This is a genomic window from Erwinia papayae (assembly GCF_058241465.1).
The window spans coordinates 2,171,116-2,193,490 of record NZ_JBZCHT010000009.1; the positions used below are offsets into that span (position 1 = coordinate 2,171,116).

The 22,375-nt window shown below is 54.6% G+C and carries 21 protein-coding genes and 3 pseudogenes; 12 read left to right on the forward strand and 12 right to left on the reverse strand.

The window, feature by feature from the left end; all coding sequences use genetic code 11:
* Positions 1 to 142 precede the first annotated feature (142 nt).
* Positions 143 to 1,510 carry an ethanolamine permease gene (eat, locus tag AC3RPL_RS15180; RefSeq protein ID WP_034933607.1) on the forward strand — a complete coding sequence of 456 codons (1,368 nt, stop codon included), beginning with the start codon at positions 143 to 145 and terminating at the stop codon, positions 1,508 to 1,510.
* A gap of 17 nt (positions 1,511 to 1,527) precedes the next feature.
* Here the strand turns inward: eat and mak are convergent, their stop codons facing one another.
* The gene (gene mak / locus AC3RPL_RS15185) at positions 1,528 to 2,433 is read right to left on the reverse strand and encodes a fructokinase (protein WP_034933610.1); all 906 of its coding nucleotides are present in this window, start codon (positions 2,431 to 2,433) and stop codon (positions 1,528 to 1,530) included.
* Positions 2,434 to 2,575: 142 nt separating this feature from the next.
* Between mak and rdgC the strand changes: the two genes are divergently transcribed.
* Complete coding sequence (gene rdgC / locus AC3RPL_RS15190; RefSeq protein ID WP_490740609.1) at positions 2,576 to 3,487, forward strand: recombination-associated protein RdgC; 912 nt, start codon at positions 2,576 to 2,578, stop codon at positions 3,485 to 3,487.
* Positions 3,488 to 3,524: 37 nt separating this feature from the next.
* Here the strand turns inward: rdgC and ppnP are convergent, their stop codons facing one another.
* From ppnP to AC3RPL_RS15215, 5 genes and pseudogenes are all read right to left on the reverse strand, one after another.
* A complete protein-coding gene (gene ppnP / locus AC3RPL_RS15195) occupies positions 3,525 to 3,815 on the reverse strand; it encodes a pyrimidine/purine nucleoside phosphorylase (RefSeq protein ID WP_034933617.1) in 291 nt (96 codons plus the stop codon).
* Positions 3,816 to 3,986: 171 nt separating this feature from the next.
* Positions 3,987 to 4,820 (reverse strand): AroM family protein, encoded by an 834-nt coding sequence (locus AC3RPL_RS15200; RefSeq protein ID WP_490740610.1) that lies wholly within the window; start codon positions 4,818 to 4,820, stop codon positions 3,987 to 3,989.
* A 179-nt stretch (positions 4,821 to 4,999) separates the two neighbouring features.
* Positions 5,000 to 5,191, reverse strand: a complete 192-nt coding sequence (locus AC3RPL_RS15205; RefSeq protein ID WP_261641428.1) for a YaiA family protein — start codon at positions 5,189 to 5,191, stop codon at positions 5,000 to 5,002.
* A 155-nt stretch (positions 5,192 to 5,346) separates the two neighbouring features.
* Positions 5,347 to 5,829, reverse strand: a pseudogene (gene aroL, locus AC3RPL_RS15210) (shikimate kinase AroL); the annotation flags it as partial.
* Positions 5,817 to 5,942 (reverse strand): annotated as a pseudogene (locus AC3RPL_RS15215) (DUF188 domain-containing protein); the annotation flags it as partial. The pseudogenes AC3RPL_RS15215 and aroL, both read right to left, overlap by 13 nt.
* Positions 5,943 to 6,270: 328 nt before the next feature.
* Between AC3RPL_RS15215 and proC the strand changes: the two are divergent.
* The gene (gene proC, locus AC3RPL_RS15220) at positions 6,271 to 7,080 is read left to right on the forward strand and encodes a pyrroline-5-carboxylate reductase (protein ID WP_490740611.1); all 810 of its coding nucleotides are present in this window, start codon (positions 6,271 to 6,273) and stop codon (positions 7,078 to 7,080) included.
* Between the two features lie 166 nt (positions 7,081 to 7,246).
* Positions 7,247 to 8,005, forward strand: a pseudogene (locus AC3RPL_RS15225) (hypothetical protein).
* Between the two features lie 781 nt (positions 8,006 to 8,786).
* Here the strand turns inward: AC3RPL_RS15225 and iraP are convergent.
* On the reverse strand, positions 8,787 to 9,047 hold the full coding sequence (gene iraP / locus AC3RPL_RS15230) for an anti-adapter protein IraP (protein WP_490740612.1): 261 nt from the start codon (positions 9,045 to 9,047) through the stop codon (positions 8,787 to 8,789).
* A 203-nt stretch (positions 9,048 to 9,250) separates the two neighbouring features.
* Positions 9,251 to 9,412: a hypothetical protein gene (locus AC3RPL_RS15235; RefSeq protein WP_490740613.1), complete on the reverse strand. Its 162-nt coding sequence runs from the start codon at positions 9,410 to 9,412 to the stop codon at positions 9,251 to 9,253.
* Between the two features lie 267 nt (positions 9,413 to 9,679).
* Here AC3RPL_RS15235 and AC3RPL_RS15240 point away from each other — a divergent pair, with 267 nt between their 5' ends.
* On the forward strand, positions 9,680 to 12,763 hold the full coding sequence (locus AC3RPL_RS15240) for a beta-galactosidase (RefSeq protein ID WP_490740614.1): 3,084 nt from the start codon (positions 9,680 to 9,682) through the stop codon (positions 12,761 to 12,763).
* Between the two features lie 20 nt (positions 12,764 to 12,783).
* Here the strand turns inward: AC3RPL_RS15240 and AC3RPL_RS15245 are convergent, their stop codons facing one another.
* Both AC3RPL_RS15245 and cspE read right to left on the reverse strand, forming a co-directional pair.
* A complete protein-coding gene (locus tag AC3RPL_RS15245) occupies positions 12,784 to 13,998 on the reverse strand; it encodes a multidrug efflux MFS transporter (protein ID WP_490740615.1) in 1,215 nt (404 codons plus the stop codon).
* A gap of 338 nt (positions 13,999 to 14,336) precedes the next feature.
* Positions 14,337 to 14,549 (reverse strand): transcription antiterminator/RNA stability regulator CspE, encoded by a 213-nt coding sequence (gene cspE / locus AC3RPL_RS15250; RefSeq protein WP_034933654.1) that lies wholly within the window; start codon positions 14,547 to 14,549, stop codon positions 14,337 to 14,339.
* A gap of 318 nt (positions 14,550 to 14,867) precedes the next feature.
* Between cspE and AC3RPL_RS15255 the strand changes: the two genes are divergently transcribed.
* From AC3RPL_RS15255 to AC3RPL_RS15285, 7 genes are all read left to right on the forward strand, one after another.
* Positions 14,868 to 15,539 (forward strand): MarC family NAAT transporter, encoded by a 672-nt coding sequence (locus AC3RPL_RS15255; protein WP_490740616.1) that lies wholly within the window; start codon positions 14,868 to 14,870, stop codon positions 15,537 to 15,539.
* Between the two features lie 261 nt (positions 15,540 to 15,800).
* Positions 15,801 to 16,049 carry a biofilm development regulator YmgB/AriR family protein gene (locus tag AC3RPL_RS15260; RefSeq protein WP_034933955.1) on the forward strand — a complete coding sequence of 83 codons (249 nt, stop codon included), beginning with the start codon at positions 15,801 to 15,803 and terminating at the stop codon, positions 16,047 to 16,049.
* 634 nt (positions 16,050 to 16,683) lie between these two features.
* A complete protein-coding gene (locus AC3RPL_RS15265; protein WP_034933661.1) occupies positions 16,684 to 18,252 on the forward strand; it encodes an ABC transporter substrate-binding protein in 1,569 nt (522 codons plus the stop codon).
* Complete coding sequence (locus AC3RPL_RS15270) at positions 18,252 to 19,304, forward strand: ABC transporter permease (protein WP_490740617.1); 1,053 nt, start codon at positions 18,252 to 18,254, stop codon at positions 19,302 to 19,304. Before AC3RPL_RS15265 ends, AC3RPL_RS15270 begins: the two co-directional genes overlap by 1 nt.
* On the forward strand, positions 19,301 to 20,158 hold the full coding sequence (locus AC3RPL_RS15275; RefSeq protein ID WP_261641416.1) for an ABC transporter permease: 858 nt from the start codon (positions 19,301 to 19,303) through the stop codon (positions 20,156 to 20,158). The genes AC3RPL_RS15270 and AC3RPL_RS15275 overlap by 4 nt, the downstream gene beginning before the upstream one ends.
* Positions 20,148 to 20,996, forward strand: a complete 849-nt coding sequence (locus AC3RPL_RS15280; RefSeq protein ID WP_490740618.1) for an ABC transporter ATP-binding protein — start codon at positions 20,148 to 20,150, stop codon at positions 20,994 to 20,996. Before AC3RPL_RS15275 ends, AC3RPL_RS15280 begins: the two co-directional genes overlap by 11 nt.
* Positions 20,989 to 21,654 carry an ABC transporter ATP-binding protein gene (locus AC3RPL_RS15285; RefSeq protein WP_490740716.1) on the forward strand — a complete coding sequence of 222 codons (666 nt, stop codon included), beginning with the start codon at positions 20,989 to 20,991 and terminating at the stop codon, positions 21,652 to 21,654. Before AC3RPL_RS15280 ends, AC3RPL_RS15285 begins: the two co-directional genes overlap by 8 nt.
* 69 nt (positions 21,655 to 21,723) lie before the next feature.
* Here the strand turns inward: AC3RPL_RS15285 and AC3RPL_RS15290 are convergent, their stop codons facing one another.
* Positions 21,724 to 21,918, reverse strand: coding sequence for a hypothetical protein (locus tag AC3RPL_RS15290; protein ID WP_034933676.1), 195 nt, complete (start codon positions 21,916 to 21,918; stop codon positions 21,724 to 21,726).
* A 93-nt stretch (positions 21,919 to 22,011) separates the two neighbouring features.
* A complete protein-coding gene (locus AC3RPL_RS15295; protein WP_490740619.1) occupies positions 22,012 to 22,218 on the reverse strand; it encodes a DUF305 domain-containing protein in 207 nt (68 codons plus the stop codon).
* Between the last annotated feature and the right edge of the window lie 157 nt (positions 22,219 to 22,375).

A 22,375-nucleotide genomic window follows, 5' to 3' on the forward strand; every position in this document is an offset into this window, starting at 1 on the left:
GTTTTGACATCAGGTTGACCGGCCACTTTTCCTGCCAGAAAGTTGACAGCAGAGCACAAAAATCATTATCCCGCCGTCAAGTTTCCCCCCGACACCGGTTGCATTATCGACAGACAATAAAACTGAAGACGGGGATATCGGTATGACGAGCAAGCTAAAGCCCACCCTGGGCACGATCCATTTGTGGGGTATTGCGGTAGGCCTGGTGATTTCCGGCGAGTATTTCGGCTGGAGCTATGGCTGGGGTGTGGCAGGCACGCTGGGCTTTCTGGTCACCACCGCGCTTATCGCCACGATGTACACCTGCTTTATTTTCAGCTTTACAGAACTGACTACCGCCATCCCCCATGCCGGTGGTCCGTTTGCCTACAGCCGCCGTGCCTTTGGCGAAACCGGCGGCCTGATCGCCGGCATGGCGACGCTGATTGAGTTTGTTTTTGCGCCACCGGCTATCGCCATGGCGATTGGTGCCTATCTCAACGTTCAGTATCCGCAGTTGAATCCTAAATATGCCGCGGTCGGGGCATATATTGTTTTTATGGCGCTGAATATTCTGGGCGTGAAGCTGGCGGCAATGTTTGAACTGGTGGTCACCGTGCTGGCGGTGGTGGAACTGCTGGTATTTATGGGCGTGGTGGCACCGGGCTTCAGCCTGGCTAATTTTGCCGCCAACGGCTGGTCAGGCAGCGAGCACTTCTCGCTGCCTGCGGTTTCCGGCATCTTCGCCGCCATCCCTTTCGCCATCTGGTTCTTTCTCGCTATCGAAGGCGCAGCAATGGCGGCGGAAGAGGCAAAAGATCCCAAACGTACCATTCCCAAAGCCTATATCAGTGGCATTCTGACGCTGGTGGTACTGGCGATTGGCGTAATGCTGATGGCCGGTGGCGCAGGCGACTGGCGCAAACTGTCGGATATTAACGACCCACTGCCGCAGGCGATGAAAATGATCGTCGGTGAGCACTCTAACTGGATGCACATGCTGGTGTGGATTGGCCTGTTCGGCCTGATTGCCAGCTTTCACGGCATTATCCTTGGCTATTCGCGCCAGTTTTTTGCCCTGTCCCGCGCCGGTTACCTGCCTGCGGGGCTGGCAAAACTGTCCCGTTTCCAGACGCCACACCGGGCAATCATTGCCGGTGGGCTGATTGGCATTGCGGCTATTTTCAGTGACAGCTGGATAAACCTTCAGGGTATGACGCTGACGGCCGCGATGATTACCATGGCGGTGTTCGGCGCCATTGTCATGTATCTGATGAGTATGCTCAGCCTGTTTCGCCTGCGTCGCACCGCGCCTGAGCTGGAGCGCACCTTCCTTGCACCAGGCTACCCGATTGTACCGGGCATTGCGCTGGTGCTGGCCTTCATTTGCCTGATTGCCATGCTGTGGTTTAACCCGGTGATTGGCGGGCTGTTTGTCGCCTTTATGGCCGTCGGTTACATCTACTTTCTGATGACCAAAAACCAGCGCGACAGCGCGCCACGCGATGCCATGCTGTGGGGTAACGACTAAAACGATGCGGGGCGGCCTTACTGAGGCCACAGCCAGGCTGCCCCGCGCACGCCACTGGAATCACCATGCACCGCCCTGCGCAGCGGCGTCTGGCATTCGCCGCCAAATACCCATTTGTTCATCAGCGTCGGCACGGTGTGGTAAAGCCTTTCCACATTGCTCATGCCGCCTCCCAGCACAATCACTTCAGGGTCGAGTATATTAACAATCTGCGCCAGCGATTTCGCCAGCCGCAGTTCATAGCGGCTCATCGCCAGTTCGGCCAGCGGATCCTGCTGCTGCATCCGTTGAACAATCTCTGCGCCTGACAGGCTAACTCCACTCAGCCGACGATAGTCGGTGGCAAAACCGGTGCCGGAAATAAAGGTTTCAGTGCAGCCAGACTTACCGCAATAGCAGGGAACTTCCTCGCGATAACGCAGTTCATCTTCATCCATCCAGGGTAAGGCGTTGTGGCCCCACTCCCCTGCATTGCCGTTTCCTCCGGCATGAGACTGGCCGTTGAGCGCCACTCCCGCACCGCAGCCGGTGCCAATTATCACCGCAAACACCACCGATTTGCCTGCCGCTGCACCATCCACCGCCTCCGACACCGCCAGGCAGTTAGCATCATTGGCGATGCGCACCTCCCTGCCCAGCAATCTGTGCAGGTCTTTATCCAGCGGCTGGCCGTTAAGCCAGGTTGAATTGGCGTTCTTCACCAGCCGGGTAACGGGCGACAGCGTACCGGGAATACCGACGCCAACGCTGCCCCGCTCACCGGTCTTCTCCTCTGCCAGCTGGACCAGTCCGACAATGGCTTCCAGCGTCTGCTGATAATCATCACGCGGCGTGGCGATACGATGGCGGAACAGCGTCTCGCCATCGTTTGCCAGCGCAATCACTTCTGTTTTGGTGCCGCCTAAATCGATGCCAATACGCACTTGTAATACCTCATTATTTTTTTCTGTGCCTGCTACCTTAGAAGGCCGCAGGCGGAAAGGCAATGAAACCCCGCTGCCGATTCGCTATCATGCGCGCTGACTTTGATTTTGCATGACTCAGGCGTCGGAGAAGGAAAGCACCATGCTGTGGTTCAAAAATTTGATGGTATATCGTCTTAACCGCGAGCTTCCGCTGGCGGTGGACGAGATGGAAAAACAACTTGAAGCATTCACCTTTACCCCCTGCGGCAGCCAGGACATGGCGAAGACCGGCTGGGTGTCTCCGATGGGACCACGTGGTGATGCGCTGACCCATGTTAATAACGGCCAGATCCTGATTTGTGCCCGCAAAGAAGAAAAAATCCTGCCGTCGCCGGTCATCAAGCAGGCGCTGGAGGCAAAAATCAGCAAGCTGGAAGCCAAGCAGCAGCGCAAGCTGAAAAAAACCGAAAAAGATTCGCTGAAAGATGAAGTGTTACACAGCCTGTTACCCCGCGCGTTCAGCCGCTTCAGCCAGACCTTTCTGTGGATCGACACGGCGAATAACCTGATTATGGTTGACTGCGCCAGCGCGAAGAAAGCCGAGGATACGCTGGCGCTGCTGCGTAAAAGTCTGGGGTCGCTGCCGGTAGTCCCATTGACGCTGGAAAGCCCCATCGAACTGACCATGACCGAATGGGTGCGTTCAGGTGACACACCAGCCGGTTTTGCGCTGATGGACGAAGCCGAACTGAAAGCGCTGCTGGAAGACGGCGGCGTCATTCGCTGTAAGAAACAGGATCTGGTCTGTGATGAAATAGCCATTCATATTGAGGCAGGCAAGCTGGTGACTAAACTGGCGCTGGACTGGCAGGAACGGGTGCAGATGGTGCTGTCTGATGATGGATCGCTTAAGCGTCTGAAATTTGCCGACACATTGCGTGAACAGAATGATGACATTGACCGGGAAGACGTCGCCGCTCGCTTTGACGCCGACTTTATTCTGATGACCAGCGAACTGGCTGCACTGATCGCGAATACCGTGGAAGCACTGGGCGGAGAAGCGCAGCGCTGACGACACTGGCAGGCCGGTCACCCGGCCTGATATCAGGCTAGTCTTTCAGGTAACGGCACAGATAAGCTGATGGCTCAGCAACCTGAAGATGAAATTCGCTGTGGCCCGGCACGTTAAATACCTCGCCCGGCGCGTAATGTTTCCACTCTGTCTCGCCCGGTAACAACACTTTCAACGAGCCGCTGACCACGGTCATCTCTTCCGGCTGCCCGGTGCCAAATGTGTACTCCCCCTCGGCCATAACCCCAACGCTGGCGCGCCCGGTACTGGCACTGTCGAAACCAATTGATTTCACTTTTCCGTCGAAATATTCACTGACGTTGAGCATAACAATATCCTTAGAATCAGAGATAAAAAGTAAACAGCCTGTGCAAAGCAGGGTCCGTACAACGTTTCTGCCGCCAGCCTTGCGGGCATCTCCACCGCTGGTGGGCAATTGCGGCGGTCAGGCGACGCGGAGCTAACATTACCGCCACTCAAGGTAACGGCAATCTCAGCTTTACACCAGCAGATCCGCTGCCAGTCGGGCAATCAGCATATTTGAAAGCACCACCGGAATACCCAGCAGTTTTTGTAAAAAATCCCGATGTCGCTGGTGATAGCCAAGGCAATCCAGCACCACCACGTCGGCACCCTGTTCCTGCAACTTCAGGGCAGCATCAATAAGCTGGTCTTCACTGGTTTCCCACGGGCTGGCGACGGCAAAGTGCGGTTTCATCGTCAGGCTACGCCATTTGTAACGCTGCTCGCCGATGTACTCTTCCCGCGCAACCATAATGCCCACCTGATTATCGCCGGTAATGGCATTCACCAACGGCGGTAAAATCCGGTAGGGTTCGATCAGCACCGCACGGTCAGCAACAAGATTTTTGTATTCGCCCGCACACAAAATCAGAATGGTTGAGAAACCCCGGTGTTCCAGCGTTTTAACCAGCTCCTGTAAGGCATGACTGACCTTATCAGCAGAGAGGATGACAAATGAGCCATCTTCAGTGTGCGTCATGGTCACTTTTTCACCGCTTACGGGGGCATATCGCTGCTCAATTTCAGCAGATGACAGGCCATTCAGCAGACCAAAATGCGCAATCTGTTCTTCCGGCAAATGTTCCAGCAGCAGAGGATGCAGATCCCCCTGAGGAGCGATACCCAGCGTCACGGTAGCCAGTGTGTGTTTCATTGAATTACTTCCCGCAAAATTCGCTATCGCCTGATCACTACCAGGTGTTTCACCGGTCGCACCAAAGGGCGCAACAGGCATGTTAAGCGTAGCATCGGCTTCCGGCGGGAGCGTGGATTGAGCGGGTGAAGGAGGATTATTCAGAAAATGAGCCAATGGTCTGTCCAGTTGTGTCTGAGATGGCGTTGCAGTTGATTTTATATTGGTATAGTAAGGTGAAAATAAGATCGCGAAAGCTTTCGGTCAAGCTCTATTCATCGGCTGGAGGCGGTCGGATGACCGTACGCGGGAAAAAGCATCAGAAGGGGGATTAACGGCGTCCATGCCGGTGAGACTTACTCTTTTCCCTGGTCTTCGTAGCGCGATTTGGCGTCAATCGCTTCCTGTTCCGTTTGGTGCTCGCTGATAAGCGTGTCGGGCTTTGGGTGGTCCGCACGCAGCTCATACCAGGTGACCGTCTTGCCTGGGGTGCCTTTTTCCACCTGTTTGATGTGGGCCGTGCGAGGATAAGGGGGTTTGCCTGGCATAATTAATTCTCTCAGTTAAGAAATTTTCACCGTACCGGCAACCCTGTGCCGGAGAGTGCCGTGCCTTCAGTATAGACAATGGTTAAAATTTCCCAGAAGAGCGGAATAATTCGTGGTAATCCTGCCAGCCGGTAATACATTTTTCAGGTCACGACTCAGCTGGCCCTGGCCAGCGCCAGCAGGGTAATAATGTCGTCCACCACCTTATCCGGATGCTGCATCGCATTAATGACATAATGCGACGCCTCCTGATATAACGCATCACGCGCCGCCAGCACCTCAACCATTTCATCAGCAATTGGCCGACCGGTCAGTGTGGGACGCTGATCCTGCTGAGGATAGGCCTGTAAACGCGCCGCCAGTACCCCGGCTTCAGCACTCAGGTAGATGACCTGACCATGCTCACGCATAAACTGCCGGTTGCAGGCCGCCAGCACCATGCCGCCGCCGGTAGCCACCACCGTGGCCGGAACGGTCACCGCCTGTAAGGCGTGTGACTCACGCAGACGAAACCCCTCCCATCCTTCTACCGCCACGATCTCTGCCACAGTTTTCCCGGTGATGTGTTGAAGATGACCATCGGTGTCACTGAAGGCATAGCCCAGTGCAGAAGCCAGCGCCTGGCCGACGGTGGTACGCTGAGCGGCTGGTTTGCCACCAGCGTCACCATGATCTCTTCACGGTCAGCAGCCCGATACAGCACCTCTTTGATGACTTTTGGACACGCATCGGCATCCACCCATATCGGCATATTGTTTCCTGTTATGTTACTAAAAATGGCCCTGAAAACAGGCACCGGGATGTTACCGACGGATTTCTGTTTGTCCGCCTGAAATATCGCGGTGACAGGCAGATAAATCAGCGGCTATGTTAACAGCAACCGACGTGGAATATCAGCGACAATATTCCACACCGGTTGCTGTTTGCTGTTTGCTGTTTGCTGGACAATAAGGCGGCCTGAGGATAAAAGACCCGGCTAAATTAAAGGTGATAGTAAGCAACCATTCGGTCGGGCAGGCATAAACTTTTCAGGTTAAGCTAATAGCCGATAAACACTACAGGCAACAGAGAACATGACAATGGATAAAAAAATTGGCTTTATTGGCTGCGGCAACATGTCGAAAGCGATTATCGGGGGACTGGTGTCGGCCGGTCAGATCAAAGCAGAAAACATCTGGGTGTACGACCATAAACCCGAGACGAATCAGGCGATGCACCAGCAATACGGTATTACCCCTGCTTCAGACGTGGAAGAAGTGGCTAAGGTCGCTGATATTCTCTTTGGCGCGGTTAAACCGGCGGTCATGCTGAACGTGCTGAAAGATATTTCCGGCAGCCTGAATAAGGATACGGTAGTGGTTTCTATTGCCGCCGGGATAACGCTGGACGCCCTCGCCAGCGTACTGGGTCATGATCGAAAAATAGTTCGGGTGATGCCAAACACCCCGGCACTGGTTAATGAAGGCATGACCTCGGTGACGCCAAACGTGCTGGTCACCAAAGAAGAAGCAGATGAAATCGTCGCTATCTTTAACGGCTTTGGTAAGGCCGCGCTGTTACCGGAATACCTTATCCATGCGGTGGTTGGCGTAAGCGGTTCCGCTCCGGCCTATGTGTTTATGTTTATTGAAGCGATGGCCGATGCGGCAGTACTGGGCGGTATGCCACGCGCTCAGGCTTACCAGTTTGCCGCGCAGGCAGTAAAAGGTTCAGCGCAGATGGTGCTGGAAACCGGAAAACATCCCGGCGAACTGAAGGACATGGTCTGCTCCCCCGGCGGAACCACCATCGAAGCGGTAAAGGTGTTGGAAGAGAAAGGATTTCGCGCAGCGGTTATGCAGGCAATGCAGCAGTGTATGAGTAAATCCGAAACAATGAGCAAAGGATAAGCTTCCATCCGGACTGAAATTTACCGGTAAAAGATCGGCTGGCCAGGCAGATTAACCGGCGGAATGGGTCAGGGCAGGCCCGGTAAATTTCAGTCAATCACCACCACACCAGAAAACAATCAGCGCTTTTGTGGTCTGCCAGTTCCCCCCCCCCCCCCGGCTGACAATGCATATGCTTAACACGCTGAGACAGGCTAAGAATAAAACCAATACCGCATTTATCGGCGTTAATAGTGACGACGCCAGTTTTATGCACCGACATTACGGGCTGATTGCCGCGCTGACCGGTGCCGGAGACAAGATTTTCAGCACCGCGGGCGATGTCGGAGAACGCTATTTCAGGGCCATTGAGCAGACCCTGAAAAAATTGAGGTCAGCTACCAGAACCAGTTCCGTACGCAGGGCACACTGATCGGCCAGCAGTTTTTCGTCGAGCGTAATCAGTTCCTCAGTCAGCTAAAAGAGCGGGTCAATAAACCGTTGTTAAAATCCCTTGCGCGCTATATGGTTAAATTCCGGCAGTATGAGAATCTGAAGCGGGCGTTAAACCTTTCCAGTAAATCGATTGTGCATGAGTGGTCAACGGCCGGGCTGGGTGGCATTCCCGGTTATTCTTACTACGTGGGTAATGCGGCCAGAGCGGCGCGGTTTCTTAAGATGGGTGGTTTCATTGGGATTGGATTCGGCTTCGCCGGGGTGACGAATGATGTGGTTGAAGCCTGCACGAAAGGGCGTGAGGGTGAATGCGGAAAATAGCTGTGAAAGACTATTCAAAGTTTGCCCTCACCACGGGTGGTGGAATGCTGGGAGCTGCAGCGGGTAGTGTGCAGCTATTGGAATAGCGACAGTGGGTATTGGTGGAGTTGCATGCGCAATTGTAGGATTGGTCGCAGGTGGGCTGGCAGCTCAGGTACGGAAGCTATAGTTAATAAAGTTGTAAAATACTATGATAACTAACAAATTATTAGCTGGTACGTCATTGTTTTTTGGTTGGCTGGGCTGCTGCCTTATAATTCTGTCGCTCGTAATATATTTATTTAAAAGACAAGATTATTACAAACTAGTCTCTTCCTACAGAGAAAAATACAATTTACCAGGCCCCTGCGTGTTTTATTACATGACTGGATTTTTCGGTGTGTTCTCAGTTTTACGCTTCTTCATAAAACTTAGTCACGGAAAAAAAATAAGCTTCCTGCCCAATCAGGATCCTGGATATGCTTTTTTTGATGACAAAAGCATCACAATAAGCACATGGATGAAAGTTTATTCTTTCCTGTGGTTTGCTGCTGCGGCATGTTATCTGTTATTTGCTTTTTTTGGCCTGCTTTTACCATCATTCTTAATGTGGCCCTTACATGGGCTACATTAACGCATGTAAAAACTCGGGTCGCTTCAGGTGCAAGTATGGCAGCGTTTACATATGGAATATCGTGTTGGTGGTGATGAATAAATCAAAAAAGGCATTACTCAGTTCATCAGGAATCATTTTTATACTTTCCGTATTGAAGTATTTCACTACTGACAGCTTCTTTGAATATAAAAAAATTTTTCAGATTCTGACAACTGCAATTTTATTCGGCGCGTTCAGTTACAAATTTTTATTCTGATTATCCATCAGGAAAAGCCATTACTTCAATAACGCCGCCGTGCAGGCAGGTAATGTCTGCACAATATTAAAACTGTGCCTGTATCCTCAGAAGGGTATATCAGGAACGGGGATAGACCAGCAGACGTTGGATGTAAGCGTTAAGCTGTGAGGAGTCAGCAGCATTCCAGGGGCAGGCCTCAGCGGCGGTTGCCATCGCTGAACTGATGCTGTCGGTAATCTGTTGTAGCTGTTCGCCATCAAGTTTGCGCAGCAGCGCGGTCACGACGACTTCCAGTGCTTCCACCTGCACCATCAGCTCTTTCGACTCAACTTCTTTTTGCGCCAGCCTGATCAAAAGTTCTGCGATAAGGTTTTTCATGCGAACTTCTCGGGAAGATAAAGCCAGACGTTAACACCTCATCTACCAAAATAAAACAAAACTGCAATTTATATTTTCATTATCGATCTGACGCTTTTATAACCAATGCGCTTTTGTCAGCCAGTACAACGATTTAGTACCACTTCTTTTTCAATGATGGATTGAAACAAATACGGCCGGGGAACTCCCCCGGCCGTATTTACTCAGAAACCCGGTCCCTGACTGAAACCACCGCGAGGTCCACCGCCACCGCCGCCACCGCCGCCACCGCCACCGCCACCGCCACCGCCCGGTGGTGGGAACAGGCAACCACTCAGAGCGGTTACCAGCGCAACAACACTTACAACTTTTATGATCCGCTTCATCGTTATCTCCTCATGGTAGCGTTGGCGCTGATAGTAAGTGCCCTCTGCACAGGCTGACAATGCAGAAAACTCCTTATCAGGTCCGTTTTTACCGTGGGTAACCACACTTAACGATTCTATAACACAAACCAGTAAAAATCCTCTGATTATCCGGTCGTTTTCCCTTCCGGATCGGCAACGTTCCCCCCTCGAAGAACAGTGCAATCTGCTTTACAGCCATGGCATTTCAGGTCAATGTGAACGGATAACATTTCAGAGATACCGTAGATGAGAACTTCTGTTTCCCCTGTTCTGAGCCTGCAACAGCAGTTAAGTCGTCGTGACTGGGAAAACCCCGGCGTGACACAGATTAATCGCCTGCCTGCTCATCCCCCTTTTAACAGCTATCGTCGTGCAGTGGATGCCCGTGATGAAATCCCCGGCAGCGACAGCCGTCAGTTACTGAATGGTGAATGGAAGTTCAGTTATTTCCCGCAGCCCGAAGCGGTGCCTCAGGGCTGGCTTGAGGAGGATCTGCCTGACACATCTTTGCTCACTGTGCCATCCAACTGGCAGCTGGCCGGCTTCGATGCGCCCATATACACCAATGTCCAGTACCCGATTCCGGTCGATCCTCCGCGCGTACCGGAAATGAATCCCACCGGATGTTATTCGCTCACATTCATGCACGATGAAAAACCACAGCAGCAGACCCGCATTATTTTTGACGGCGTCAGCTCGGCTTTTTATCTGTGGTGTAACGGGCAGTTTATTGGCTACTCCCAGGACAGCCGTTTACCGGCTGAATTTGATCTGACGCCGGTGCTATATTCAGGACAAAACCGCCTTGCCGTGCTGGTCTTGCGCTGGAGCGATGGCAGTTATCTGGAAGATCAGGATATGTGGCGGATGAGCGGTATCTTCCGCGATGTCAGCCTGTTACATAAACCCGTGTTGCATCTGCGCGATGTGCAGATTGAAACACACCTCAGCGCCGAATATCACACCGCACGTCTTCAGGTGCTGGCCGTCTGTTCACAGCCACTGGCCGAAGCCTGTCAGGTTGAAGTCGCCCTGTGGCAGCAACAATCCTGTATTGCCCGACTGCGTCAGCCGCTCAGCAGCCAGATTATTGACGAGCGGGGTCATTACCGCGATCGCACCCGCCTCATCCTGACAGTGGCACAGCCAGAACTATGGAGTGCCGAAACGCCCCAGCTGTATCGTGCAACCATCACGCTGTTCGATGAACGGGGAAAAGAGATGGAAACCGAAGCCTTCGATGTCGGGTTTCGTAAGGTCGAAATTCACCAGGGATTGCTGAAGCTGAATGGCAAACCCTTACTTATTCGTGGCACCAATCGCCACGAACATCATCCGGAAAATGGCCAGGTGATGGATGAAGCCACCATGATCCGCGATATTAAGCTGATGAAGCAGCACAATTTCAACGCGGTGCGCTGCTCACATTATCCCAACCATCCCTTGTGGTATCGCCTGTGTGACCGCTACGGTTTGTATGTGGTGGACGAAGCCAATATTGAAACCCACGGCATGCAACCCATGAACCAACTGTCAGACGATCCGCTCTGGTTTAACGCCTTCAGCGAGCGGGTGACTCGCATGGTGCAGCGGGATCGTAACCATGCCTGCATCATTATCTGGTCGCTGGGCAATGAATCGGGCCACGGCAGCAGCCATGACGCCCTGTACCGCTGGATAAAAAGTAACGATGCCACCCGCCCGGTGCAGTATGAAGGGGGCGGGGCCGATACTGCCGCCACCGATATTATTTGTCCGATGTATGCCAGAGTTGATCAGGATCAGCCGTTTCCCGCCGTGCCGAAATGGGCGATCAAAAAATGGATCAGCCTGCCCGAAGAGACCCGCCCGTTAATTTTGTGTGAATATGCTCATGCGATGGGTAACAGCTTTGGCGGCTTCGCAAAATACTGGCAGGCCTTCCGTGAGTTTCCCCGTTTACAGGGTGGTTTTGTCTGGGACTGGGTCGATCAAAGCCTGACCCGCTATGATCAACACGGCCAGCCGTGGCAGGCATACGGTGGTGATTTTGGCGATAAACCTAACGATCGTCAGTTTTGTATGAACGGACTGGTGTTTGCCGATCGTACACCTCACCCTTCCCTGTTCGAAGCGCAACGGGCGCAACAGTTTTTCCAGTTTTCACTGGAAAACTGCGCACCACTGCGTATTACCATTGCCAGTGAATATCTTTTCCGCGCCACGGATAATGAACAGCTTGAGTGGCGAATTGAGCAAAACGGCAGAGCCGTAGCGGAAGGTCGTCAGCCGCTGACACTGGCTGCGGAAGGTCGGTTAAGCCTGGAGTTAGGGGCTCTGCCTGAACTGAACGGTGAGGTATGGCTGTGCGTGGCGATAGTCCAGCCTCAGGCAACGGCCTGGTCAGAAGCCGGACATCGCGTAGCCTGGGATCAGTGGCGGCTGCCTGCCCTGCTGCAACGCCCCGTCGCCACAGAGGGTGGACAGAAACCGCTGCTGAGTGAAAGCGAAACGGAGATTATTGTCAGCTGGCAGCAGCAAAGCTGGCACTTCTGCCGCCAGAGCGGTGAACTGGTGCAATGGTGCAGTGAAAATCAACCGCAGCTGCTGACGCCGCTGCGCGATGCATTCGTCCGCGCACCCGTGGATAACGATATTGGCATCAGCGAAGTGACCAGAGTGGATCCCAACGCCTGGGTGGAGCGCTGGCAGCGGGCAGGCTTTTACCAGTTGAAGAGTGAACTGCTGGCGTTCAGCTATGACCAGACGGCTGACGGCGTTCAGCTGACAACCACCCAGGCATGGCAGTCTGACGGCAGAATTTGCTTCCTCAGCCGTAAACAGTATCGTTTTAATTCTCGTGGCGAGATGAATATTCAGACTGACGTGACGGTGGCGGCTGGCCTGCCTGTTCCGGCAAGGATTGGATTATGCTGCCAGCTGCGGCAGGCCGCAGAGACGGTAAGCTGGCTGGGGCTGGGCCCCCACGAGAACTATCCGGATCGTCGCCTCGCCGCACAGTTTTCCCGCTGGTCACTGCCGCTTGACTCGCTCTATACCCCGTATGTCTTCCCCGGCGAGAATGGCCTGCGGGGAGGCACCAAAGAACTCACCTTCGGCACGCTCACCGTGCGCGGCGATTTCCATTTTTCCCTCAACCGATACGGCCAGGAACAGCTGCGAAAAACCAGCCACCGCCATCTGCTGAAGGAAGAAGACGGCTGCTGGCTGAGTGTCGATGGCTATCATATGGGCGTCGGTGGCGATGATTCGTGGAGTCCCTCGGTCAGCCCGGAGTTCTTACTGACCGACTCGCATTACGCTTATGCTGTCACCCTGAGTATTCGCTGAGCGGCCGACCTGAACCGCTTTCAGAGCGGACTGTTTCCCGCCGGTGGCGCTTTTCCCCGGCGGTAGACCAGCATCAGTTGCAGGGTGTTAATCAGCACCACTAACGCAGTGGCAGTAAACACCCAGCGAAAGCCACCTGCCGCCGAAACGCCCGATCCAATCAGTGGCCCGACAACGTTGCCCAGATACATAAAAGACTGGTTGTAACCAAAAATTCGCCCGGTGATACGATCGCTGGAGTAGCGCAGTAATAATGTCTGCACTGCCGGCATCATCGCGCCGTCGGCAAAGCCCAGTAAGAAGCGTAATGCTCCAAGCTGAAAAGCACTGCCTGCCCAGGACATCGCGATAAACAGCAGGATGGTCAGCGTAAGTGCGCTGAACAGAATGCGCTGGGCGCCAATCCGATCGCCCAGCTTGCCCAGCCGTGGCGCGGACAACAGCGCAGACACGCCGGGGATTGCCGCCACCACGCCGCTGATAAAGGCGATATTCTGCACGTCCGGCTCCAGCTGGCGCACAAACAGCGTCAGGATCGGGCTGACGGAGCCGTTACACAGCTGAATAACCAGCGTGGTGATAAACAGGCTGACCATCAGCCCCGGATGACTCAGGGAACGGAATACCATGCTGCCGCTGAGCTTATCTTCTTTCTTCACCTGGCGGTAACCGCTCTCTTTGATCAGCAGCAGCGTAATCAGAAAACTGGTCAGCAGCAGCGCGGAGGTAATCAGAAAAACCGTGCGCAGCCCCACCAGGTCGGCAAGAAAACCGCCCATCAGCGGCCCCATGATCACCCCACAAATCTGCGCGGTGGTCACCATACTCAGCGCCCAGCCGCTTCTTTCACGCGGGACCTGGGTCGCCACCAGCGCCATCGCATTAGGGATATAGCCTGATGTCAGCCCCATCAGCGCCCGCAGCAACAGCAGTTGCCAGACGTTGGTGACAAAAGCCTGAAGCAGGATCACTATCCCCATCCCCAGCGAGGCACGCAGCAGCATCAGCTTGCGCCCTTTGCGGTCAGCAAGGCTTCCCCACATCGGCGCGACAATGGCGGAAACCAGAAAGGTTACGCTGAAGATCAAACCAGACCAGAGCGTCAGCGAGCTGGCGTCGGTCACGCCCAGTTGCTCAACGTAGAGCGGCAGAAACGGGATAATCTGGCTGATGGCAAGCCCGGTAAACAGACAGCCAAACCAGACGGAGATGAGGTTAACCTTCCAGGATTCCATCTTGCGGGGGATGTGGCCTTATGGCAGAAGTGCGAGTTCAGAGTGTAACAAGCGCACGCGGTCTGCGAAGGAAAAACAGAATAGTTGTCACAAGTTTGAAACTTTTAGCTGTTGTGAGCCGAACGGTGTTAATGATTATCCGCCGTAACAGCGGTTCCTGCCCGACCGACAGATTTTCATTCTGGAAAAGCGTTGCGCGGTTAGCAAATAAGCTGGTGGGGATGAGGAAAATTATTGCGGCCTTGAACAAAGCGCTGTCAGCGGGACAAATGAAAACGGCCCGCGAGGGGCCGTTCACAATCGATGCTTTCTGCTGTCAGCAGCAGGAATTCTCTGTCTTACAGCGCGATAACGTTAGCGGCTGCCGGGCCTTTCTGGCCGTTTTCGATAGAGAATTCAACTTTCTGACCTTCTTCCAGCGTTTTGAAGCCGCCGTTCTGAATTGCAGAGAAGTGTACGAAAACGTCTTTGCTGCCGTCGGTTGGGGAGATGAAGCCGAAACCTTTTTCAGCGTTGAACCATTTTACTAAACCAGTCATTTTGTTAGACATCTGTCTTTCCTTCTTAAATTATTGAGCCACAGTGGGCATGGGGTTTGTCAACAGGCCGGACTTATGAGGCACTTAAGAAGGAAGTCAGGAAGAAGAGATATCAGAGATAACGCTTAAACTGAAAACTGCTTTACTAAAACTGCTCGCATAACTTGTCTGTTTCAAAACCGACGCGGCATTTACTCATAACGCTGCGCATTGTACAAGCCCCAAATGCAAAAAATCGAAAACAGGCGGTAATCTGCTTCAGAAGCTGACGCAGATTAGGCATGATGATACCCCCTTTGCGCAATGATCGATGTAACAAGGAAGAGAATCATGCTCGAACTTTTTCAGGCAATTGGACTGGGGCTGGTGGTGTTGCTGCCACTGGCAAATCCGTTAACCACCGTGGCACTGTTTTTAGGCCTGGCAGGCGACATGAACTACGCCGAACGCAACCGCCAGGCACAGCAGGCTTCACTCTACGTCTTTATCATCATGACCGTGGCGTTTTACGCCGGTAATGCGGTGATGAACACCTTCGGCATTTCTATTCCCGGCCTGCGCATTGCGGGCGGTCTGATCGTGGCTTTTATTGGCTTTCGCATGCTTTTTCCTCAGCAGCAGGCCGGACATTCCGTAGAGGCAAAACACAAACTGGATGAACTGAGCGAACACCGGGTGGTGAATATTGCTTTCGTGCCACTGGCCATGCCGAGCACCGCCGGACCCGGCACCATTGCGATGATTATCAGCACCGCGTCCACCATTCACGACAGCAGTCAGTTTTCGCCGTGGGTTGTCAGACTTGCCCCGGTGCTGACCTTTTTCACCATCAGCGTGATTTTATGGCTTTGCCTGCGCAGTTCCGGTGCCATTATGCGGCTGGTGGGTAAAGGCGGCATTGAGGCAATTTCGCGCCTGATGGGCTTCCTGCTGGTCTGTATGGGCGTGCAGTTCATTATCAATGGCGTTTCTGAGGTGATCACCACCTGGCCCGGCGATTGATCGCCCCGTCGCTGCCGCCAGTGTCGCTGGCGGGCACGGCAATCGGTGAGCGGCGAGTTTTACCTCAGCAGAATTAAAAAATATTTCGGAACGTTACTGAATTTTCGCTTTTCCCCATCTACAGTAAAAATTCTCGTCAGGGGATGTTCCCGGCGACGTAGCGGGTTGCTGTTCTGGCAACCCTGTCGTATTCAGACACTTCATCCACACACACTCAACGGTCAGCCGCTGAGCGGTCAATGGCGCTTTTCGGAGGTGCAGATGGTCCATTATGAAGCGGGCGCAGCCAGGGCTATCACCGATTACTTTAACAGTCCGGCTTTCCATGCGCCGAAAGAAACTGAACTTCTGGCCGTGGTCACCCGTGAGCTGATGCAAAGCGGGAAACCTGCCAGCCACAAAGCGATTATTGCCAGCGTCATTTCCCGACTGGAGAGCGAGGTTGATGAGGCATTGCTCCAGGGATATCGCAATTTACTCAGCCAGCTTTTGCAGGATCATCCACCCTGAGCAGAGGGTTCTGTTACCACCCTGCTGTGGCGCTCCCTGCCACCGCACGTGCTGTGGCATCATCGCCTGCCTTTGCGACAGAAACTCTGTTGTGCTTTTCGCGTCACAGCGGAGTTTTACCGGATGGTGGTAAAAGGCATGAGCATGCGGGTGGCCTGCTCTGAATGCCGCAGCTTCGAACTGTCGCTGAAGCCCGGTACTACCTCCCTTTGCGCCTGAACGATTTTTGCCAGAAAGCTGCTGATTTTTAATCTGCTTTTATCGCCACTGATTGTTTCACAATCCTTCTGTTTGCCGCAGTAAAAGCGCTACGCCCCGAAGCGGGTGCCCGTGACCGCCTCTCCAGATCGCGAACCTTTTAACCGGCAGCAATTGCCCTCTCCTTTAATGCTGTAATGCATCAGACTGAATTCTTCTGACAACAAACTGCTGGTTTCAATTTACAGACGCGATCGGCCTGTGGCGATCCGGTAGTAACAGCCATTTGACGGATGAATTGACCACTACTGTTAAATGTTTATAACCAATACCATTTTCTTATAACCTTTTTACATATTGATAGCGAATAATCTACTATTTATCGGGCGGGAAGCTCATTTACACTCGCGAATACACTAAAAGGTAAGGAAACGTCATGAAAATTGTAGTTCCGTCAATGATTGCCGTGGCGCTGGCCGCTTCGTTCTCCACCCAGGCTGCCACTCCACCGGATACGTTGGTGATTGCTCAGTCTATCGATGATGCCAGCAGCTTTGACCCGGCAGAGGGTTTTGAACTGACATCGGTGCAGGCTTTTACCAATCTTTATCAGCGGCTGGTGCAGTCCGATCCGCAAAATCCGACCGACCTGAAGCCAACGCTGGCCTCTTCCTGGCAGCCTGGCAGTGATAACCGCAGCCTTACCTTTACGCTTCGCGACGGAGCAAAATTTGCCTCCGGTAATCCGGTGCGTCCGGAAGATGTGATTTTCTCGTTCAGCCGCGTGGTTAAACTGAATCTTGACCCATCGTTCATCCTGACCCAGCTGGGCTGGAACAAAGATAATGTTGATGCACAGCTGAAAAAAATCGATGACAAACATGTGCAGGTAAGCTGGACGGCCAACGTCAGCCCAACCTATGTGTTGAGCCTGCTGGCCGCCCCGGTTTCTTCCATCGTTGATGAAAAAACCGCGATGGCCAACGCGCAGAAAGGCGATTTTGGCAATAAATGGCTGGCGCTGCATTCCGCGGGCAGCGGCCCGTTCCAGATCCGCAAATATATTCCGCACGAAGTGGTGCTGCTCTCAGCGAACCCCTCCTCACCGGCGGGTGCGCCAAAGCTGAAGAATGTGTTGATCAAAAACGTCCCCGAACCGGCTGCCCGTCGTCTGTTGCTGGAGCAGGGTGATGCCGATATCGCCCGTAACCTGGGAGCCGACCAGATCGCCGCGCTGAAAGGCAAATCCGGCGTCACGCCTCTGGCGGTTCCGATGGCGTCGCTCTATTACATTCAGTTCAATATTGATGCCAATCCGGTGCTGAAAAACCCGGCGCTGTGGCAGGCCTCACGTTATCTGTTTGATTACCACGGTATCGCTGACGACCTGCTGAAAGGTCAGTTCCAGGTGCATCAGTCGTTCCTGCCGCAGGGCTTCCTCGGTGCGCTGAATGACAATCCGTTCAGCTATGATCCGGAGAAAGCCAAAGCGATTCTCAGCAAAGCCGGACTGAAAAACGTCAGCTTTAAGCTGAGCGTCAGTAATCAGCCGCCTTACCTCGACATTGCCCAGGCCCTGCAGGCCAGCTTTGCCAAAGGGGGAATTAAGGTCGAGTTGATTCCAGGTATCAGCAGCGAGGTTGCCACCTCGGTGAAAGCGCACAAATATGAAGCCACGCTGAACGCATGGGGAGCTGACTATTTCGACCCGAATACCAATGCGGCGGCCTTTGCTTACAACCCGGAAGATGGCAGCAAAACGCTGGCCTGGCGCTCCAACTGGCACATCCCGGAGCTGAACAAGCAGACGCTGGCGGCCACGGCAGAAAGCGATAAGGCGAAACGTATCAAGCTGTATGAAGCGATGCAGCGCGAAGTGCAGCAGAATTCGCCTTATGTTGTTGGCTTGCAGGCGCGCAACCTTCTGGCGCTGCGCAGTAATCTCAAAGGTTATGTCCAGGGGATTAACCCGGATATGGTCTACTACAGCCAGGTCAGTAAGTAATGGCAGGAATGAGTGCTGAAGCCGGGTCCGCCCGGCTGTTCTGGCTGCGCGGCGGGCAATTACTCACCGGTCTGCTGTCGCTGGCCGTCACCCTGCTGGGCCTGCTGGCGTTTACCTTTATGCTCTCCCATCTGTCGCCGGTGGACCCGGTGTTGCAGATTGTGGGCGATCACGCCAGTGAATCCACCTACGCCCAGGCGCGACGTGAAATGGGGTTGGATCAGCCGCTGCTGATGCAGTTCTGGTACTATCTCACCCACCTTGCTCACGGCGATCTGGGTATTTCCCGCCTGACCAGTCAGCCGGTAGCCAGCGATCTGCTGCGTACCTTCCCGGCCACCCTTGAACTGGCTACCTGCGCGATGCTGTTTGGCGCTTTCTTCGGTATTTTGCTGGCGCTGCTCGCCGCCTGGAAACCGGGCAGCCTGGTGGATAATCTTGCCCGTTTCATCTCGCTGCTCGGCTACTCGGTGCCGGTGTTCTGGCTGGGGCTGCTGGGGCTGCTGCTGTTTTATGCCGTGCTGCACTGGTCGGCGGGTCCCGGACGACTTGACGATATCTGGGTCTACACGCTGGAACCGAAAACCGGCCTGGTGCTGGTGGACAGCTGGCTTTCTGGCGATGCGGAGATGTTTCGTAATGCCGTCGCCCACCTCTGGCTGCCGGTGGTGGTGCTGGGACTGCTGTCGATGGCGGGTATCACCCGTCTGTTACGCGCCGCCCTGCTGGAAGAGAGCAGCAAAGAGTATGTCACGCTGGCCCGGGCAAAAGGCGCTGGCCGGGGCCGTATTCTGCTGCTGCACGTACTGCCCAACGTTCGCGGTACATTAATCACCGTGCTGGCGCTCTCTTACGCTTCGCTGCTGGAAGGCTCGGTGCTGACTGAGACGGTATTCGCCTGGCCCGGCGTGGGTCGCTATATGACCACCGCGCTGTTTGCCGCCGATACGCCGGCCATCCTGGGTTCCACGTTGCTGATTGGCGGTTGTTTTATCACCCTCAATGCGCTGGCAGATGCGTTAACCTGGCTCACCGATGCGAGAACCCGATGACGCAAAATTTTACTGATATTGACCTTCCCGCACCACGCCGCCGGCGTCCACGCGTCACCTCGCTGACCACGGGCTGTGCGCTGGTCGCGGTGCTGATTATTACCGCCCTGCTGGCCCCGCTGCTGGCCCCTTTCGATCCCAATGCACAGCTGATGTCTGCCCGCCTGATGCCTCCCTCAGCGCTGCACTGGCTGGGAACCGATGGCTTTGGCCGCGATTTGCTCTCCAGAGTCATTTATGGCGCGCGGCCGACGCTGCTGCTGGTATCACTGATCCTGCTGCTGACCATTCCGGTAGGGATGCTGATTGGCATCTGCGCCGGTTATCTGGGCGGCTGGACCGAACGGCTGCTGATGCGCGTGACCGATATTTTTCTGTCGCTGCCGAATCTGGTGATTGCGCTGGCGCTGGTGGCGATGCTGGGTCCGGGACTACTCAACGGCGCGCTGGCGCTGGCACTCACCAGCTGGCCGCCGTTTGCCCGCCAGGCGCGGGCGGAAACGCTGGCACTGCGCCGCAGCGATTATCTCGCCGCCGCACGTATGCAGGGCATTAATGGTCTGCGCCTGATGTTCGGGCATATTTTACCGCTCTGCCTGCCCAGCGCGGTGGTGCGCGCGGCCCTCAGCCTGGGCGGCATTATTCTGTCCGCTGCCGGGCTGGGCTTTCTGGGAATGGGGGTGCAGCCACCAACCGCCGAGTGGGGTTCAATGGTGGCCGAAGGCAGCAAAGTGATTTTCGATCAATGGTGGGTTGCTGCCGCGCCGGGGGGAGCGATTCTGTTCGCCAGCCTGGCATTTAACCTGACGGGCGATGGCCTGCGTGACCGACTGGATAGCCGAAATGCCAACTGAAACTTTCCCGCCGATTGTGGCGAAAAATCTGACCATTTCCAGTGCAACCGGCAGTCCGCTGGTTAACAACATCAGCTTCACCCTTGACCGGGAGCGCGTGGCGCTGGTCGGTGAATCAGGGTCCGGAAAATCGCTCACCGCCCGCAGCCTGATGGGGCTGTTGTCACCCGGCCTGCATTTGCAGGCAGAAACGTTCAGTATTGCCGGTGATAACGCGCTGACCTTCAACGAGGCGCGCTGGAGCAGGTTGCGGGGCAGCCAGCTGGCGATGGTGATGCAGGACCCTAAATACGCTCTGAATCCGATGCGCACCATCGGCTGGCAGGTGGCAGAGCCGCTGAGGCTGCACAGTCGCTACAGTCGGGCCGAAATAAAAGAGAAGGTCTGCGAGATGCTGGATGCGGTCGGCCTGCCCCACCCTGCGGCACTGATGCAGCGCTACCCCCATCAGCTTTCTGGCGGGATGGGGCAACGGGTGATGCTGGCTATCGCGCTGATTGCCGATCCACAGTTTCTGATCGCTGACGAACCGACTTCCGCTCTTGATCACGCCATGCGCGATCAGGTGCTGGCGCTGATCCGCCGTCTGATAGAGCAACGCAATATGGGGCTTTTGCTGATAAGTCACGATTTGCAACAGGTTTCCGAACACTGTGAACGGGTGATGGTGATGTATCAGGGCCGGATCCTCGACACGCTTCCCGCCGCCGAATTGCCGCAGGCTACGCATCCCTACACCCGCACATTGTGGTCCTGTCGCCCGGGTAAAGCCACGTATGGCAGGCCGCTGCCGGTGCTGGATCGTGCGGCGCTGGAGGCACACCGTGAACATGATTGAATTGCATGACCTGAGTGTTTCTCATCGCCAGGGCTATGAGCAGCGCACCGTGGTTCACGATGTGTCGCTGAACGTCAACGCCGGAGAGTGTTTTGGTCTGGTCGGACCTTCAGGCTGTGGTAAATCATCGTTGCTGTGGGTGATAGCCGGACTGAACACCAACTGGCAGGGCGGCATGACGCTGGCAGGACATCCGGTCACACCGGGTCGGGCGTTCACCGGCCAGCTCAGGCGCGATGTGCAGATGGTTTTTCAGGATCCTTATGCTTCCCTGCATCCACGTCATCGCCTGCGTCGCACGCTGGCAGAGCCGCTGAAGCTGTTGCAGATGCCCGATATCAATGATCGCATCGACAGCGGTTTTCGCCACGTCGGGCTTGATCCCGCGCTGGCCGATCGTTATCCCCACCAGCTCTCAGGCGGCCAGCGTCAGCGCGTGGCTATTGTGCGGGCGCTGTTGCTGGAGCCAAAAATCCTGCTGCTTGACGAGCCGACTTCCGCTCTGGATATGTCGGTACAGGCCGAGATCCTTAATCTGCTCAACCGGCTGAAACAGCAGGATAACCTGACGATGGTACTGGTCAGCCACGACCCGGATGTTATCGATCATATGTGCGATCGGGCGGTGAGAATGGAGAGTGGGCATATCGTTCGCTGAGCCAGCCAGCGGTATGGAAACCGATGACCAGACCATCTGCTGGCTGGTCATCGCCTCCGGGGTGACAGGTCAGGAAATGGCAGAATCAGCAGATTTTTTCTGTTTGTCCGCTTCAAAGTGCGCCTTGAACTGTTCATAGACAGAGATCATATTTGAGGCATCTCCCTGCAATGGGCTGAGCTTTCCTGCGCGAACCAGCTCAATCACCAGCTGAAGCGCAGCTTGTTTTGGGCTGCTGGATGGATGAGAAATATCAGACGACATAGTGGCTTCCATAAGACAGAGTTGAAAGATAACTTTAACAACTTTCCTTATCAGCAGGTAAAGTTTTCGCTTGTTTCCATCACGTTACCGGCATTATTTTTTCTGCTGCTTCAGCCAGTGCTGCATCTGGTCAATCTCCGACCGCTGAGCTTTGATGCTCGTTTGCGCCAGCGCGCACATTTCCGGGTCTTTGCCCTGTTTCAACCCGGTTTTCGCCATCTCAATCGCCCTCTGATGCTGGGCAATCATTCCTCTGGCAAAGGCCATATCCGCCTCTCCTTCCTGCATAGCCGTCATCATCCGGACCTTTATCCAGTACCTGCCCTGTCAGGGTAGGCGCTCTGTTATGGCAGGGCACTGATACAATATAAAACAGCCGCCCGCTAATACGACGCCGGGCGGTTGATAAAAAACGTTTCCTGGCTGGCAGATGCTCAGCGAGCAGCAGGAAGTCCCA

Coding starts and splice junctions, on each gene's coding strand:
- eat (WP_034933607.1), top strand. CDS start 143: ATGACGAGCAAGCTAAAGCCCACCCTGGGCACGATCCATTTGTGGGGT.
- rdgC (WP_490740609.1), top strand. CDS start 2,576: ATGCTGTGGTTCAAAAATTTGATGGTATATCGTCTTAACCGCGAGCTT.
- ppnP (WP_034933617.1), bottom strand. CDS start 3,815: ATGCTCAACGTCAGTGAATATTTCGACGGAAAAGTGAAATCAATTGGT.
- AC3RPL_RS15205 (WP_261641428.1), bottom strand. CDS start 5,191: ATGCCAGGCAAACCCCCTTATCCTCGCACGGCCCACATCAAACAGGTG.
- proC (WP_490740611.1), top strand. CDS start 6,271: ATGGATAAAAAAATTGGCTTTATTGGCTGCGGCAACATGTCGAAAGCG.
- iraP (WP_490740612.1), bottom strand. CDS start 9,047: ATGAAAAACCTTATCGCAGAACTTTTGATCAGGCTGGCGCAAAAAGAA.
- AC3RPL_RS15235 (WP_490740613.1), bottom strand. CDS start 9,412: ATGAAGCGGATCATAAAAGTTGTAAGTGTTGTTGCGCTGGTAACCGCT.
- AC3RPL_RS15240 (WP_490740614.1), top strand. CDS start 9,680: ATGAGAACTTCTGTTTCCCCTGTTCTGAGCCTGCAACAGCAGTTAAGT.
- AC3RPL_RS15245 (WP_490740615.1), bottom strand. CDS start 13,998: ATGGAATCCTGGAAGGTTAACCTCATCTCCGTCTGGTTTGGCTGTCTG.
- cspE (WP_034933654.1), bottom strand. CDS start 14,549: ATGTCTAACAAAATGACTGGTTTAGTAAAATGGTTCAACGCTGAAAAA.
- AC3RPL_RS15255 (WP_490740616.1), top strand. CDS start 14,868: ATGCTCGAACTTTTTCAGGCAATTGGACTGGGGCTGGTGGTGTTGCTG.
- AC3RPL_RS15260 (WP_034933955.1), top strand. CDS start 15,801: ATGGTCCATTATGAAGCGGGCGCAGCCAGGGCTATCACCGATTACTTT.
- AC3RPL_RS15265 (WP_034933661.1), top strand. CDS start 16,684: ATGAAAATTGTAGTTCCGTCAATGATTGCCGTGGCGCTGGCCGCTTCG.
- AC3RPL_RS15270 (WP_490740617.1), top strand. CDS start 18,252: ATGGCAGGAATGAGTGCTGAAGCCGGGTCCGCCCGGCTGTTCTGGCTG.
- AC3RPL_RS15275 (WP_261641416.1), top strand. CDS start 19,301: ATGACGCAAAATTTTACTGATATTGACCTTCCCGCACCACGCCGCCGG.
- AC3RPL_RS15280 (WP_490740618.1), top strand. CDS start 20,148: ATGCCAACTGAAACTTTCCCGCCGATTGTGGCGAAAAATCTGACCATT.
- AC3RPL_RS15285 (WP_490740716.1), top strand. CDS start 20,989: ATGATTGAATTGCATGACCTGAGTGTTTCTCATCGCCAGGGCTATGAG.
- AC3RPL_RS15290 (WP_034933676.1), bottom strand. CDS start 21,918: ATGTCGTCTGATATTTCTCATCCATCCAGCAGCCCAAAACAAGCTGCG.
- AC3RPL_RS15295 (WP_490740619.1), bottom strand. CDS start 22,218: ATGATGACGGCTATGCAGGAAGGAGAGGCGGATATGGCCTTTGCCAGA.